Annotated in this window: 14 protein-coding genes; 9 read left to right on the top strand and 5 right to left on the bottom strand. The window is 73.8% G+C overall.

Annotated features, from left to right (window positions below; translation table 11 throughout):
- Nucleotides 1-3: 3 nt before the first annotated feature.
- Nucleotides 4-408 (bottom strand): hypothetical protein, encoded by a 405-nt coding sequence (locus E4198_RS22910; protein WP_136184818.1) that lies wholly within the window; start codon nucleotides 406-408, stop codon nucleotides 4-6.
- Nucleotides 409-473: 65 nt separating this feature from the next.
- On the opposite strand from E4198_RS22910, the gene E4198_RS22915 reads away from it, so the two are divergent.
- The 4 genes from E4198_RS22915 (at nucleotide 474) to der (ending at nucleotide 4,598) form a co-directional block, all read left to right on the top strand.
- Nucleotides 474-1,562, top strand: coding sequence for a prephenate dehydrogenase (locus tag E4198_RS22915; RefSeq protein WP_136184819.1), 1,089 nt, complete (start codon nucleotides 474-476; stop codon nucleotides 1,560-1,562).
- Nucleotides 1,563-1,726: 164 nt separating this feature from the next.
- Complete coding sequence (gene cmk, locus E4198_RS22920; RefSeq protein ID WP_136184820.1) at nucleotides 1,727-2,419, top strand: (d)CMP kinase; 693 nt, start codon at nucleotides 1,727-1,729, stop codon at nucleotides 2,417-2,419.
- 74 nt (nucleotides 2,420-2,493) lie between these two features.
- Complete coding sequence (locus E4198_RS22925) at nucleotides 2,494-3,114, top strand: lysophospholipid acyltransferase family protein (RefSeq protein ID WP_136185573.1); 621 nt, start codon at nucleotides 2,494-2,496, stop codon at nucleotides 3,112-3,114.
- Nucleotides 3,115-3,131: 17 nt separating this feature from the next.
- Complete coding sequence (gene der, locus E4198_RS22930; protein WP_136184821.1) at nucleotides 3,132-4,598, top strand: ribosome biogenesis GTPase Der; 1,467 nt, start codon at nucleotides 3,132-3,134, stop codon at nucleotides 4,596-4,598.
- A gap of 125 nt (nucleotides 4,599-4,723) precedes the next feature.
- Here der and E4198_RS22935 read toward each other — a convergent pair whose 3' ends face one another.
- Both E4198_RS22935 and E4198_RS22940 read right to left on the bottom strand, forming a co-directional pair.
- Entirely contained in the window at nucleotides 4,724-5,089 is a 366-nt protein-coding gene (locus tag E4198_RS22935) for a hypothetical protein (RefSeq protein WP_168711341.1), read from the bottom strand.
- Nucleotides 5,090-5,212: 123 nt separating this feature from the next.
- Complete coding sequence (locus tag E4198_RS22940; RefSeq protein WP_136184823.1) at nucleotides 5,213-6,016, bottom strand: hypothetical protein; 804 nt, start codon at nucleotides 6,014-6,016, stop codon at nucleotides 5,213-5,215.
- A 208-nt stretch (nucleotides 6,017-6,224) separates the two neighbouring features.
- Here E4198_RS22940 and E4198_RS22945 point away from each other — a divergent pair, with 208 nt between their 5' ends.
- On the top strand, nucleotides 6,225-7,190 hold the full coding sequence (locus E4198_RS22945) for a YafY family protein (protein WP_136184824.1): 966 nt from the start codon (nucleotides 6,225-6,227) through the stop codon (nucleotides 7,188-7,190).
- 305 nt (nucleotides 7,191-7,495) lie between these two features.
- Nucleotides 7,496-7,711 carry a hypothetical protein gene (locus E4198_RS22950; protein ID WP_136184825.1) on the top strand — a complete coding sequence of 72 codons (216 nt, stop codon included), beginning with the start codon at nucleotides 7,496-7,498 and terminating at the stop codon, nucleotides 7,709-7,711.
- A 59-nt stretch (nucleotides 7,712-7,770) separates the two neighbouring features.
- On the opposite strand, the gene E4198_RS22955 is transcribed toward E4198_RS22950, so the two are convergent.
- Nucleotides 7,771-8,727, bottom strand: a complete 957-nt coding sequence (locus E4198_RS22955) for a phosphatase PAP2 family protein (protein ID WP_136184826.1) — start codon at nucleotides 8,725-8,727, stop codon at nucleotides 7,771-7,773.
- Nucleotides 8,728-9,199: 472 nt separating this feature from the next.
- Here E4198_RS22955 and E4198_RS22960 point away from each other — a divergent pair, with 472 nt between their 5' ends.
- Together E4198_RS22960 and E4198_RS22965 are read left to right on the top strand one after the other, a co-directional pair.
- On the top strand, nucleotides 9,200-10,894 hold the full coding sequence (locus E4198_RS22960; protein ID WP_136184827.1) for an MFS transporter: 1,695 nt from the start codon (nucleotides 9,200-9,202) through the stop codon (nucleotides 10,892-10,894).
- A 32-nt stretch (nucleotides 10,895-10,926) separates the two neighbouring features.
- Entirely contained in the window at nucleotides 10,927-12,108 is a 1,182-nt protein-coding gene (locus E4198_RS22965; protein WP_136184828.1) for an acyl-CoA dehydrogenase family protein, read from the top strand.
- Between the two features lie 44 nt (nucleotides 12,109-12,152).
- On the opposite strand, the gene sepF is transcribed toward E4198_RS22965, so the two are convergent.
- Nucleotides 12,153-12,599 (bottom strand): cell division protein SepF, encoded by a 447-nt coding sequence (gene sepF, locus E4198_RS22970; RefSeq protein WP_136184829.1) that lies wholly within the window; start codon nucleotides 12,597-12,599, stop codon nucleotides 12,153-12,155.
- Between the two features lie 322 nt (nucleotides 12,600-12,921).
- Between sepF and E4198_RS22975 the strand changes: the two genes are divergently transcribed.
- On the top strand, nucleotides 12,922-14,166 hold the full coding sequence (locus tag E4198_RS22975; RefSeq protein WP_136184830.1) for a DUF5685 family protein: 1,245 nt from the start codon (nucleotides 12,922-12,924) through the stop codon (nucleotides 14,164-14,166).
- Nucleotides 14,167-14,235: the final 69 nt, after the last annotated feature.

Consider the following 14,235-nt stretch of genomic DNA (forward strand, 5'->3'; position numbering starts at 1 on the left):
CACCTAGGACCTGTCCGGGCTCCGCCCGACCCCGACCCCGACCCCGAGTCCGGCGCCGACCCCGGGGCCGAGGCGCGGCGGACGCGGACGAGGAAGTCCTCGATCCGGCGCACGTCCGGCTCGGCGGGCAGCGGCGTCCGCGCGGCGGCAGCCTCCGACACCGTCCCGCAGCGTCCGGAACCGCTTCTCGACCTGCGCCCACGGGGTCTCGTCGTGCCGGATGGCCAGCAGCTCGTCGCGTTGTTCGCCCACGTCGAGCGTGAGCGTGCCCGTGCACAGCAGATCCAGCAGGGCGAGCTGGAGCCGCAGCAGGTGCATGGCGGGCTTGCCCGGCGGCGCACCCCGGCGCACCCGGGCCGCCTCGATCTTGCGGTGCTGCCGCGCCATCATCGCAGGGCCGACACCCATGGCCGGAGGGCCCGAGGGGTGGACGACGCGGGCGGGGACCCCGGCCGGTCCGTAGGCTGTACGCCATGCGCACCGCCCTCGTCATCGGCTCCGGTCTCATCGGCACCTCCGCGGCCCTCGCGCTCGCGGCGCGCGGTGTGCGGGTGTACCTGCGGGACGCCGACCCCGAGCGGGCGCGGACCGCGGCTGCGCTGGGCGCCGGTACCGCGGCGGAGCCGGAGGCCCCCGTCGACCTCGCCGTCGTGGCGGTGCCCCCGGCCCACCTGGCGGCCACCGTGGCCGAGGCGCAGCGGGCCGGCCTGGCCCGCGCCTACCTGGACGTGGGCAGCGTCAAGGGCGGACCGCGACGCGAGTTGAGCGCGGCCGGCGGAGACCTGACCAGCTACCTGGGGACGCACCCGATGTCCGGGCGGGAGCAGTCCGGTCCGCTGGCCGCCACGGCCGACCTGTTCGAGGGCAGACCCTGGGTGCTCACTCCGACACGGGAGACCGAGACCGAGGTGCTCAACCTCGCGCTGGAGCTGGTCGCGCTGTGCCGGGCGGTGCCGGTGCTGATGGACGCCGACGCGCACGACCGTGCCGTCGCGCTGGTCTCGCACACCCCGCAACTGCTCTCCAGCATGGTCGCGGCACGGCTGGAGAGCGCGGACGAGACCGCCGTACGCCTGTGCGGCCAGGGCATCCGCGACGTGACGCGGATCGCCGCCTCCGACCCGCGGATGTGGATCGACATCCTCTCCGCCAACCCCGGCCCGGTCGCCGACATCCTCGCCGACGTCGCCGCGGACCTCGCGGAGACGGTGTCCGCGCTGCGGTCGCTGGACTCCCACGACGAGGCCAAGCGCGGCAGCGGGGCGCTCGGCATCGAGGACGTGCTGCGGCGCGGCAACGCCGGCCGGTCCCGCGTCCCGGGCAAGCACGGCCAGGCACCCGCCGCGTACGACACGGTGGCGGTGCTGATCAGCGACCGGCCGGGCGAGCTGGCGCGGATCTTCGCGGACGCCGGCGCCGCGGGCGTCAACATCGAGGACGTACGCATCGAGCACGCCACGGGCCAGCAGGCCGGCCACGTCCAGCTGATGGTCGACCCCGCGGCCGTCGCCGTCCTCACCGCGGCCCTCAGGGAACGCGGCTGGGCGCTGCGCACGCAGTAGCCCGCTCGCCCTGCGCGCCCTGCCGGGGGCGCCCTCCGGTACGGCCGCCCTCCCGGGACGGAGGCCGTCCGGGAGCCGGTAGCCTTGTGCGGGGCCCCAGCGCAGCACCGTGCGCCCCGCCCCGCGTGATCCGAACCCGGTGCCCGAGAAAGGTCCACTTCACCGTGCAAACCGCCCCGGCCCCCGTCATCGTCGCCATCGACGGTCCCTCCGGCACCGGCAAATCCAGCACCTCCAAGGCGGTCGCCGCCAAGCTCGGGCTGCGCTACCTCGACACCGGGGCGCAGTACCGGGCCCTCACCTGGTGGATGCTCAGCCACGGTACGGACGTCGACGACCCGGCCGCCGTCGCGGCCGCCGCCGGACGCCCGGACATCGTCTCCGGCACCGACCCGGCCGATCCCACCATCACCGCGGACGGCGCCGACGCGAGCGGCCCGATCCGGACCAAGGAGGTCACCGATGCGGTCAGCGCGGTCAGCGCCGTCCCCGAGGTGCGGGAGCGGATCACCGCGCTGCAACGGGCCATCGCGACCGAGGCGCCGGGCGGCATCGTCGTCGAGGGCCGGGACATCGGCACCACCGTGCTCCCCGACGCCGACCTGAAGGTCTTCCTCACCGCCTCCCCCGAGGCGCGCGCGGCCCGCCGCAGCGGCGAGCTGAAGGGAGCGGAGGCCACCGACCTGGCCGCGACCCGCGCGGCTCTGCTCCAGCGGGACACCGCCGACTCCAGCCGCAAGACGTCCCCGCTGAAGAAGGCCGACGACGCGGTCGAGGTCGACACCACGGACCTCACCCTGGAGCAGGTCATCGAGTGCGTGGTCACCCTCGTCGAAGACAAGCAGCAGGCGCGGTGAGCGGTACCGGTCCCGGACCAGCCGGTCCCGGGCCGCGCGGCGCCGCCGTCGGCCGCGGGATCGCCATCGGTCTGATGCACGGCCTGTGGCAGCCGCGTGTGCTGGGCGCCTGGCGCGTCCCCGCGACCGGGCCCGCGATCCTCGCCGTCAACCACAGCCACAACATCGACGGCCCGCTGCTGCTCGGCACCTCGCCGCGCCCGGTGCACTTTCTGATCAAGAAGGAGGCGTTCGTCGGCCCGCTGGGCCCGTTCCTGCGCTCCATCGGGCAGATCGGCGTCGACCGGCACGCGGCCGACCGGGCTGCCACGACCGACGCCCTGGGCGTCCTCGCGCAGGGCGGAGTGCTGGGGATATTCCCCGAAGGCACCCGCGGCGAGGGCGACTTCGCCTCGCTGCGCGGCGGCCTTTCGTACTTCGCGCTGCGTTCCGGCGCCCCCGTCGTACCGGTTGCGGTACTGGGGAGCGCCGAGCGGCGCAGCCGCGTCGTCGGCGCGCTGCCGCCGCTGCGCGGCCGGGTGGACGTGGTGTTCGGCGAGCCCTTCGACGCCGGGGACGGCCCGGGCCGGCGTACGCGCGCGGCCCTGGACGCCGCGACCGTACGCATCCAGCAGCGGCTGACCGAGCACCTGGCCGAAGCCCGGGTGCTGACCGGCCGCCGCAGCCCCCACCCGAACGGGAAACGAGCACAGTGAACGAGGACCACGACGGCATGAACGAGCAGCACGCGACCGGCGACGGTCACGACCACGGCGAACTCGGCGACGCCGAGTACACGGAGTTCATGGAACTCGCCGCCGAGGAGGGCTTCGACCTCGACGAGGTCGAAGGCGCACTCGGCGAGGCGAGTCACGGCCCGCTCCCCGTGCTCGCCGTCATCGGCCGCCCCAACGTCGGCAAGTCGACACTGGTGAACCGCATCATCGGCCGCCGCGAAGCGGTCGTCGAGGACCGGCCGGGCGTCACCCGCGACCGGGTGACCTACGAGGCCGAGTGGTCGGGCCGCCGCTTCAAGGTCGTCGACACCGGCGGCTGGGAGCAGGACGTGCTCGGCATCGACGCCTCCGTGGCGGCGCAGGCCGAGTTCGCCATCGAGGCGGCCGACGCCGTGGTGTTCGTCGTGGACGCCGTGGTCGGCGCCACCGACACCGACGAGGCCGTCGTCAAGCTGCTGCGCCGGGCGGGCAAGCCGGTGGTGCTGTGCGCCAACAAGGTCGACGGTCCGTCCGGCGAGGCCGACGCCGCGTACCTCTGGTCGCTGGGCCTGGGCGAGCCGCACCCGGTGTCCGCGCTGCACGGTCGGGGCACCGGCGACATGCTGGACGAGGTGCTGAAGGTGCTGCCCGATGCGCCGCAGCAGACCTTCGGGGGCGGACTCGGCGGCCCGCGCCGCATCGCCCTCATCGGCCGTCCCAACGTCGGCAAGTCCTCGCTGCTGAACAAGGTGGCGGGGGAGAACCGGGTCGTTGTCGACGACCTGGCCGGCACTACCCGCGACCCCGTCGACGAACTGATCGAACTCGGCGGCGTGACGTGGAAGTTCGTGGACACCGCCGGCATCCGCCGCCGCGTCCACCTCCAGGAGGGCGCCGACTACTACGCCTCACTGCGCACCGCCGCCGCGCTCGAGAAGGCGGAGGTCGCCGTCGTCCTCGTCGACGTCAGCGAATCGATCAGCGTGCAGGATCTGCGCATCATCAGCATGGCGGTGGACGCGGGCCGCGCGCTGGTGCTGGCGTACAACAAGTGGGACACCCTGGACGAGGAGCGCCGCTTCTACCTCGAGCGCGAGATCGAGCGGGATCTCGGACAGGTGCAGTGGGCGCCTCGGGTCAACGTCTCGGCGCGCACCGGGCGGCACATGGAGAAGCTCGTCCCGGCGATCGAGACGGCGCTGGAGGGCTGGGAGACGCGCGTCCCGACCGGACGCCTCAACGCCTTCCTCGGCGAGATCGTCGCCTCCCACCCGCATCCGGTGCGCGGCGGCAAGCAGCCGCGCATCCTCTTCGGCACCCAGGCGGGCACCCGCCCGCCCCGCTTCGTCCTCTTCGCCTCCGGCTTCCTTGAGGCCGGCTACCGGCGGTTCGTCGAGCGCAGGCTGCGCGAGCAGTTCGGCTTCGAGGGCACGCCGATCCACCTGTCCGTACGGGTGCGGGAGAAGCGCGGCAGGAAGAAGTGAGGCGCGGGGGTGAGCGGCCGCCGCCGGGGCCGCCGGCGTACGAGGGAACGTGACGGTGCACCGCAGGGGCCGGGAACAGGAGTGTTCCGGCCCCGCGGCGGTGCCGCCGCGGGGCCGGGCGGGTTCTACAGCCCGTACCCGTGGCCGTCGCGCGGCGCGGGCGGCAGTGCCGCGCGGGCGTGTCGCCGCGTGGTGGACTGCTCGCCCCACGGACCGCCGTCGAGCGGCCGCAGGGAGTCGAGACGTCCGACGCGTTCGAACCGCTCGAAGCGCATCTCCTCCTCGCCCGTCCTGTCGCCGGGCAGTGCCCGGAAGAGCCGCTGGTACTCGGCGTAGAGCGCGTCGTAGATGGGCGTCGCCGAGCGCGGGTACGCCGGGTACACGGAGGCGACGGACGTGCCCGGCGCGCCGGAGACTCCGTGCGGATGCCGCATGGCGGGGACGTGACGGTGGCGCGGGGCGGGGTCGCTGCTGGATTCGTAGGGCTGCACGACTGTCCAAACGACACCGCCGCCCGGCGGATGCGGGGCCGGGCGGCGAATGACCTGATCGATGGGATGGAGCGGGGGAGGGGAGCGGCCGCCGCGGGGGCGGTCCCGGGCGGCCGCGGTGCCTCAGGACGTTCCGGCGAGCGGCATCGCCGCGGCCACCAGCGTGCCGCGCCGGGCCGACTTCTCCAGCGCGTCGCGCAGCAGGTCCTCACGTGGCTGTTGCCCGATGGTGCCGTGCGGCGAGGCGTACACCAGCACCGTGTGGTTCTTGTTGGCGGCGGTGCGCCAGCCCTCGGTGACGTCCAGCGGCTGGTGGGCCTGCCACCATGAGGTGGGCTGCGTGGTGCCCTCCGGCGGCGGCTGGAGGATGCCGTGCAGCTGGCCGACGGCCATCAGCACGGACCAGCCGTCCACCGTGCCGGGAGTGGTGTCCATGTCCGCGACGGGCTTGAAGCCCTCCTCGATCAGCATCGGCAGGAAGTCGTCGCCCGGACCGTCGGTGCCCGGCCGGGCGATCGGACCGGTGGGCTCCACCACGATCGCGGGGTGCAGCGTGTCGCCGATCAGTACCTGCCCGCAGGTGACTCCGAGCACGGCCTGGCGGGGGGCGCCGCCGAGCGTGCCCGCTTCGGCTCCCGCGGCCGGGTTCTGCCCGCCGGTGATGGTGGCCACGGCGCCCTGGAGCTGTTCCTCCGACACCCGCACCACCTGGGACGGCACGCAGGCGGAGTGCGCGAAGGCGAGCACGGCCGTCTCGTCGCCCACGAAGAGCACGGTGCTGGTGGGCTCCCGGCCGGTGTCGCCGGGGGTACGGCACGAGGTGCAGTCGTAGCTGCCCGGGGCGTTCTCCCCGGCCAGCAGCCGGCCGGCTTCTTCGTCGCCGATCTCGGCGCGTACGGCGTCGCTGACGTCGAGCATGGGGGGCACGGGGACTCCTGGCTTCTCGTGGCTTCTCGCGGATGACTGTCCGCCCGGCCAACCGGCGCGTCACTCCGGCGGTCACGTGCGGGACGCCGGGTTCGCCGGATCGAGTGCACCTCGTGGCAGCGGGCTGCCGGGCGCAGTCGAGGCGCGTAGGGTGGCCCGCACTCTTTGAGGAACGGAACCGTCCTCCATGCCTGGCAGACTCCTCCGCATGGTGGAGACCTCCGCACGCCTGCTGCGTCTGCTGTCCCTGCTCCAGGCCCACCGGGAGTGGTCGGGCGCCGATCTCGCCGCGCGGCTCGGCGTCACCCCGCGCACGGTGCGCCGTGACGTGGACAAGCTCCGCGGCCTGGGCTACCCCGTGCACTCCTCGACGGGCACGTCCGGCGGCTACCGGCTGGGCGCGGGCGCCGAGCTGCCCCCGCTGCTGCTGGACGACGACGAGGCGGTCGCCGTGGCCGTCGGCCTCCAGGCCGCCGCGCAGCTCGGCGTCCGCGGCATCGACGAGTCCTCCGGCCGCGCGCTGGCCAAGCTGGAGCAGGTCCTGCCGCACCGGCTGCGCCGCAGGGTCGGGGCGCTGACCGCTTACACCGTGCCGATGGCGCGCCCCCCTCGCGGGCCCGCCGTCGATCCCGCCACCATCACCGAACTCGCCCACGCCTGCCGGGACCACCAGGTGCTGCGGTTCTCCTACCGGGCGCACGACGGGGAGGAGTCGCGCCGCGTCGTGGAGCCGTACCGGCTGGTGAGCACCGCGCGCCGCTGGTATTTGGTGGGCTGGGACCGGGACCGTGCGGACTGGCGCACCTACCGGGCCGACCGCCTCACACCGAAGCCGCCGCACGGCCCGGGATTCACCCCGCGCACCCCGCCCGCGGAAGACCTGGCCGCCTGGGTCTCGGAGGGCGTCTCGACGAGGGTGTACGCCGAGCAGGCCACCGTCCTGCTGCACGCCCCCGTGGAGGAGGCGGCGGAACGCGTCTCGCTGTCCGCGGGCACCCTGGAGGGCGTGGACGAGCACAGCTGCCTGCTGCGCACCGGGGCCCACTCGCTGGACCTCATGGCCGTGCACCTGGTGATGCTCGGCTTCGACTTCGAGGTCCGCGAGCCCGTGGAGCTGGCCGCCCACCTGCGTTCCCTCCGGGACCGACTGGGGCGCGCGCTGGGCGAGCCGTGACCCGTCCTCCGGACGGTGCGGGGAGAATTCCGGGGCGTGCCGACATCCACCGGAAACGGGTGAATGCCTCTGTAGCCACAGGAGAACAGAAGACCGAAAAACGGGTCCTCCCGCGCAATTCCCGGAGGCGTCCCACGAGGGTCAGGGGAGGGAATTCCCACCCTGCCGGCCGTTCACCCTCGCATCGCGCGAACGGGTGAACGGATAACGCCACGCGAGTGTTCCACGTTGTGACACAAGTGTGACGCCCCGCGGATACGGTCCGGACTTCCGCGCCCGCGCCGCCGCGCCGTACGGTGGCGGCCATGGCACCCGAATCCGCAGATCCCGAGTCCCCGCAGGACGACCCCGAGCGCTACGTGGGGCTCGCCGCCGACGACGCCGAACGACGGGCGCGCGAGCAGGGCTGGTCCACCGTCCGCACCCTCGCCCCGGACGCGATCATCACGATGGAGTTCCTCTCCGGGCGGCTGAACCTCGCCGTCCGGGACGGCACCGTGGTGCGCTCCTGGAAGGGCTGACCGCCGCCCCGGCCGGGTGTGCACGCCCCGGCGGGCCGGGGCGGCGGAGGCGCCGTACCTCAGCGTCCCCGCGGCCCCAGCGTCGCGGTACGCGTCGCGGACGGGCGGTCCCCCCGCGCGGGGTGGGCCCGCCCCGTGGTGTGGCCCCGCACGGCGGCGGCGCGCCCGGCACCCGTCGGCTCGGCGTGCGCCCCGGCGTGCTGCCCGTCACCGTGCCCCGCGCGGGCGACGACCGGCGGGCCGGCCATCGGGGTCACCGGGACCGGGAACGGTCGGGCCCGGCCGACGGGCCGCAGACGCTCGCGGTAGGCGTAGATCTTCGCCTCCACCCGGGCGATCGAGGGCTCGCACCACGGCAGGCCCAGGAGGATGATCAGGCCGGCCACCCAGCCCAGCAGCACGTCGCTCAGCCAGTGCGTACCGAGGTAGACGGTGGTGGCCCCCACCCCGAGGGCGAACACGGCGGCCACCACTGACAGCACCCGCCGGGCGCGCGGGGTGGTCGCCAGATACGCCAGGATTCCCCAGGTCACGACCGCGTTCGCGGTGTGCCCGGAGGGGAATATGTCGCCGCCGGCGAAGAGCTCGGCCGAGCCGACCTGCGTGGCGTAGTGCGGGCCGAGGCGGCCCAGGCCGATCTTCACCGCGCCGACCGACACGTTGAGGACCAGCAGTGCGGAGGCCAGCACCAGCAGCGGACGGAGGGTTCGCTGGCGCCAGGAGCGCCAGCCCAGCCAGGCCGCCACCAGCACGGCCGTCGGTCCGCGCTGGCCCAGGACGACGAAGTAGTCCAGGAAGGCGTGGAACTCCGGCCACTGCTTGTAGGGCCTCAGGAGCATCAGCTGCCAGTCCCAGCGCACCAGTTCGGTGGTCAGCAGAACGGCGGCCACGATGAGTGCGTACACGACTCCCGTCGCGGCGAACAGGACCTTGCGGGTCCCGCTCATCCGCGGGGCGGGGTTGCTGGGCCGCTCAGGCTCCTGCTCGAGCCTGGCGAGCAATCGGTCGGTACGCACCCAGTCGACGTTACAACGCGTCGGTGAGGTGAACGCGCGTGTCCGCGCCTTTGTGATGCCGATGTGATGTGGAGTTCGTCTCGTTCCCGGTCTTATCCCTCGCATTTCGCCGCTCAATTCCCTCGGTCGACTCGCATTCCACCACCGGGTCGCCACGTAAGGAGTTCCCGGAAGAGCGGGACGGCGTTAACCGTCGCTTAATGCGGAATTCCAGTGCACGTTCGCCCGTCCGTTCACCGGGCGTGCGCACGGCGGGCGGTCGTGTGACCACCACGGGTACCCCCGCGGCCCCTCCGCACACGGCGGACCTGCGCGTCGGCCCGCGTACGTGACAGGCGCCACGGGAACCGGCCGCGGACTCGCGTACGCTGGCGCCCACTCGTGCCCGAAGCACCGAGCCGGGCGACAACCCCGCCGCGCCCGGCACTCCCCGCGGTGGCCGACGGCGGCGAGTGCAGGAGGAGGTGCGTACATGCCCGGGAACACTCCCGTGGCACGCGAGACGGCGGAAGTCCCCGCACAGAGGTCCGCTCCACCCCCCGCAGGCGAACGCGGGGCCGGACGCTGGACCGTCCTCGTGGTCCTCTGCGCCAGCCTGCTGCTGGTCTCCGTCGACGCCACCGTCCTGCACGTCGCCGTCCCCGCCGTGTCACAGGACCTGCAGCCGACCTCGACACAGCTGCTCTGGATCGTCGACGCCTACCCGCTGGTCTGCGCGTCGCTGCTCATCCTCTTCGGCACCCTCGGCGACCGCACCGGCCGACGGCGGGTGCTGCTGATCGGCTACGGCATCTTCGCGCTGGCCTCCGCGTTCGCCGCGTACGCGCACACCCCGGAGACGCTCATCGGCGCCCGGGCGCTGCTCGGCGTCGGCGGAGCGATGATCATGCCGGCCACGCTGTCCATCCTCCGGCAGGTCTTCACCGACCGGAGGGAGCGCGCGCTCGCCGTCGGCGTCTGGAGCGCGGTGGCCGCGGTGGGGGCGGCGCTCGGCCCGCTCTTCGGAGGTCTCCTGCTGGAACACTTCTGGTGGGGCGCGGTCTTCCTGATCAACATTCCGCTGATGGCGGTCAGCCTGCCCGTCGGCCGCCGGCTCCTCCCCGAGTCGACCGGTTCGGGCGACGGGCCCTGGGACGTGCTCGGCGCCCTGCTCGCCGCCGCCGGCCTGTTCGCCGTGATCCTCGGCGTGAAGCAGGCCGGGGACGGCGTGCCGCTGGCCCCGGGCACCCTGCTCCCGCTGCTCGCCGGTGCGGCGCTGCTGGCGGCGTTCGTCCGCAGGCAGCGCCGGCACGCGCACCCGCTGATCGACATGAAGGCGCTCGCCCGCCCCGCGTTCGGGACGTCGCTGGGCTGCATCGTGCTCACCGTCCTGGCCCTGGTCGGGCTGGCGCTCCTCGCCGCGCAGTACCTCCAGCTCGTGCTCGGCCTGTCGCCGCTGCAGACCGGGCTGCGGCTGCTGCCGCTCTCCGTCGCCGCAATCGCCGCCGGGCTGGTCGGCGCCCGCATGCTGCGCCTGATGGGCCCCCGGCTGATGGTCGCGCTCGGCTTCGGGGTGACGGCGCTCGCGGTGCTCTGCCTGGTCGCGGTCGTCGGCCAGGACGACCGGCCCGTGCTGCTCGTCGGCGCGTTCGTCCTGCTCGGCTTCGGCCTAGAGACGACGCTGTTCGGCTGCTATGAGTCGATGCTCAGCGAGGCGCCTGCGGACCGTGCGGGCGGGGCCGCGGCGGTGGGAGAGACGGCGTACCAGCTCGGCGCGGGCGTCGGCATAGCCCTGCTGGGCAGCGTGATGAACGCCGCCTACGCCCCGGGCGTACGGGACCTGCCCGGCGTGCCGTCCGCGGCGAGCAGGGACGCCGGACACTCGCTCGGCGAGGCGTACGGCGTCGCCGAGCGGCTCGACGGCGTGGCGGGGGAGGCGCTGAGGGCCGCCGCCCGCAGCGCCTTCGTGCACGGCCTGCACGTCACGCTCCTCGTCAGCGCCGGACTGCTGCTGCTCGGCGCGCTGGCCGCGCTGCGGCTGCCGGGCAGCGCGGACACCGCCCGTCGCCCCGCGGACCCGCCGCGCCCCGCACCGGGAGAGCACAGCCACCGTGGCGCGCGGGAGCAGCGGGAACAACCGGCCAAGGGCGCCGGTGCCCTCTTGTCCAGCGGCGCCGCACGCACCTAGCGTCGGACCAGACGATCACCCCGGAGGAACGCATGTCCGCGCTGCCGCCATTCGACCCGGCCGACCCGCTCGGCCTCGACGACCTGCTCGGCCCGGAGGACCGGGCGGTCCGCGACACCGTGCGCTCCTGGGCCGCCGACCGGGTGCTGCCGCACATCGCCGACTGGTACGAGCGCGGCGAACTGCCCGGCATCCGCGACCTGGCCCGCGAACTCGGCTCGATCGGCGCCCTCGGCATGTCGCTGACCGGCTACGGATGCGCGGGCGCGTCCGCCGTCCAGTACGGCCTGGCCTGCCTGGAGCTGGAGGCCGCCGACTCCGGAATCCGCTCGCTGGTCTCCGTGCAGGGCTCGCTGGCCATGTACGCCCTCCACCGCTTCGGCAGCGAGGAGCAGAAGGAACGGTGGCTCCCCCGGATGGCCTCCGGTGAGGTCATCGGCTGCTTCGGCCTCACCGAGCCCGACCACGGCTCCGACCCGGCGGGCATGCGCACCTACGCCAAGCGCGACGGGTCCGACTGGTTGCTGACCGGCCGCAAGATGTGGATCACCAATGGTTCGGTGGCCGGCGTCGCCGTCGTCTGGGCCGGCACCGACGACGGCATCCGCGGTTTCGTGGTGCCCACCGACACCCCGGGCTTCAGCGCACCCGAGATCCGGCACAAGTGGTCCCTGCGGGCTTCGGTGACCAGCGAACTCGTGCTCGACGAGGTGCGCCTGCCCGCCGACGCTGTGCTGCCGGAGGCGAAGGGGCTGCGCGGTCCGCTCAGCTGCCTGAGCCACGCCCGCTACGGCATCGTGTGGGGATCGATGGGCGCCGCGCGGGCCAGCTTCGAGAGCGCCCTGGACTACTCCCGCACCCGGGAGCAGTTCGGGAAGCCGCTGGCCGGTTTCCAGCTCACGCAGGCCAAGCTGGCCGACATGGCCCTCGAGCTGCACAAGGGCATCCTGCTCGCCCACCACCTGGGGGCGCGCATGGACGCCGGGAGGCTGCGTCCGGAGCAGGTGAGTTTCGGCAAGCTGAACAACGTGCGCGAGGCCATCGAGATCTGCCGCACCGCGCGCACGATCCTCGGCGCGAACGGCATCTCCCTGGAGTACCCGGTGATGCGGCACGCCACCAACCTGGAGTCGGTGCTCACCTACGAGGGCACCGTCGAGATGCACCAGCTCGTCCTGGGCAAGGCGCTCACCGGCGTGGACGCCTTCCGCTGACCGTCGGAGCGGGGGAGGGGCGTCCGGGAGGGACGTCCCTACCCTCAGCTCTGGTTGAAGAAGCCGCCCTCGGAGGCGCGGCGCTCCTCACCGCTGACGATCTTGTAGTCGGCGGGGGTGAGCAGGAAGACCCGCGTCGCCACCCGCTCGATGGAGCCGCGCAGCCCGAACGTCAGCCCGGCGGCGAAGTCCACGACCCGCTTGGCGTCCGCGGAATCCATGGACGTGAGGTTCACGATCACCGGAACGCCGTCCCGGAACAGCTCTCCGATGCCGCGCGCGTCCCGGAAGCCATCCGGGGTGATCGTGGCGATGCGGGTGCCCTGGTCCTGCGCGGTCTCGGCCGTCACCTGGACCCGGGGGTCGGTGACCCACGACTCCCGGGCGGCGTCGCCCGGCTCCGGCCCCTCGGCGTAATCGTCGTCGTAGTAGCGCATCTCGCTGTCGTCGACGAGGCCCAGCCAGGCACTCGCCTTGCGCACCGATCCCATGGACGCCTCCTCTCCTCTGCGCGCGGCTTCGAAAGTGCTGCCGTGACCGGCCCGCCGCGGGGCCCGCCATTCCTATGGTCTTCCATGAGGCTGACAATGTGCCAAGCAGATTGCCGCTCCGAGGGTGTTTCGTGACGGTTCTGGTGCAGAAAACATGCTGCCCGATCAGCGATCCTGCCGTATACGGGTGATGACGGTGCGAAAGATTCTGCCCTTCCCCCCGGACGGGTGGCAGGAACGACATACGGGTGACCGGGGCGTGGCTTCCAGCCTTCCCCCGCTTCCTGCGATGATGCGCTGTCACGACGTAACGGGGGAAACGATGTTCGGAATCATCAGGCCCTGCCGCCATCGACTGGGAACGGAAATGCAGCGTGCCTGGGCGGCCCACCTCTGCGGACTGTGCCTGGCCCTGCGCACCGACCACGGGCAGTTCGCCCGTGTGGTCACCAACTACGACGGACTCGTTCTGTCCGCTCTCACCGAGGCCCAGACGGCCGACGTGCGCGGCGGCAGGCGTACGGCCGGCCCGTGCCCGCTGCGCGGCATGCGGACCGCGTCTGTGGCGCAGGGCGAGGGCGCACGGCTCGCCGCCTCGGTCTCCCTGGTCCTGGCCTCGGCGAAGACCCGCGACCACGTCGCCGACGGAGACGGACTCCTCGCTCGCCGGCCGGTGGCCGCGGCCGCCCGTCGGGTCGCCACCGGCTGGGAACGGGCCGGTGCACGTACGGGCGCGTCCCTCGGCTTCGACACCGCGCCGCTGGTCGACGCCGTCGACCGGCAGCCGCTGGTGGAGGCCGCCGCCGGTCCGGGCGGCGACCTCCTCGCCGTCACCGAACCCGCCGAGACGGCCACCGCCGCGGCCTTCGCCCACACCGCCGTGCTTGCGGGACGTCCGCACAACGCCGCCCCGCTCGCCGAGGCGGGACGGCTCTTCGGCCGCCTCGCCCACCTGCTCGACGCCGTGGAGGACCGTGCGGCCGACGAGGCCGCGGGCGCCTGGAACCCGGTCACGATCACGGCCACGCCCCTGCCCGAGGTGCGGCGCCTGTGCGACGACGCGGCGCACGGGGTCCGGCTCGCCCTGCGGGACGTCGACTTCGCGGACGGCCGGCTCGTGCACCGGCTGCTGGCCCACGAATTGCCACGCGCCGTCGACCGCGCCTTCGGCGCCACCACCTGCAGCCACGGCGCGCCCGGCCCGGTGCCCCTCGGGAAGCCGGTCCCCGGCAACCCGTACGCGGCGGGCGGCGGCGACCCCGACGGCGCGGTTGGCCCGTTCGGCCAAGGTGGGCCTTCCGGTTCCGGCGGACGGGGCGGTTCCGGTGGACCGGGCGGCCCCGGCGGGCCGGGAGCGCACCTGCCCGGTGGTGGACAGCAGCCGTCCCGCGGGCTGCTGGCCGGCTGCGGGGCCTTCCTGGGCCTCCTCTGCACCTGCCGGATCTGCTGTGCCAAGGAGTATCGGGGGCCCTGGTCGCGCAAGAGGCGCAAGGGGTGCTCCCGGCACTGGGACTGCGCGTGCGACTGCTGCGAGTGCGACGGCTGCTGCTGCGACTGCGGGGCCTGACGCCGCCCCGCCGCGACGGTTCCGAGCGGGTCCCGAAGCCCTTCCCGGAGGGCTCGACCCCGGCTACCG

It is taken from the genome of Streptomyces sp. RKND-216, assembly GCF_004795255.1.
In the GTDB taxonomy this organism is placed as follows: Bacteria; Actinomycetota; Actinomycetes; order Streptomycetales; family Streptomycetaceae; genus Streptomyces; species Streptomyces hazeniae.

What these genes read in the sequence shown, in the direction of transcription:
- E4198_RS22960 (WP_136184827.1), top strand. Translation starts at nt 9,200, where the DNA reads ATGCCCGGGAACACTCCCGTGGCACGCGAGACGGCGGAAGTCCCCGCA.
- E4198_RS22915 (WP_136184819.1), top strand. Translation starts at nt 474, where the DNA reads ATGCGCACCGCCCTCGTCATCGGCTCCGGTCTCATCGGCACCTCCGCG.
- E4198_RS22925 (WP_136185573.1), top strand. Translation starts at nt 2,494, where the DNA reads ATGCACGGCCTGTGGCAGCCGCGTGTGCTGGGCGCCTGGCGCGTCCCC.
- E4198_RS22910 (WP_136184818.1), bottom strand. Translation starts at nt 408, where the DNA reads ATGGGTGTCGGCCCTGCGATGATGGCGCGGCAGCACCGCAAGATCGAG.
- E4198_RS22945 (WP_136184824.1), top strand. Translation starts at nt 6,225, where the DNA reads ATGGTGGAGACCTCCGCACGCCTGCTGCGTCTGCTGTCCCTGCTCCAG.
- E4198_RS22950 (WP_136184825.1), top strand. Translation starts at nt 7,496, where the DNA reads ATGGCACCCGAATCCGCAGATCCCGAGTCCCCGCAGGACGACCCCGAG.
- E4198_RS22965 (WP_136184828.1), top strand. Translation starts at nt 10,927, where the DNA reads ATGTCCGCGCTGCCGCCATTCGACCCGGCCGACCCGCTCGGCCTCGAC.
- E4198_RS22975 (WP_136184830.1), top strand. Translation starts at nt 12,922, where the DNA reads ATGTTCGGAATCATCAGGCCCTGCCGCCATCGACTGGGAACGGAAATG.
- der (WP_136184821.1), top strand. Translation starts at nt 3,132, where the DNA reads ATGAACGAGCAGCACGCGACCGGCGACGGTCACGACCACGGCGAACTC.
- sepF (WP_136184829.1), bottom strand. Translation starts at nt 12,599, where the DNA reads ATGGGATCGGTGCGCAAGGCGAGTGCCTGGCTGGGCCTCGTCGACGAC.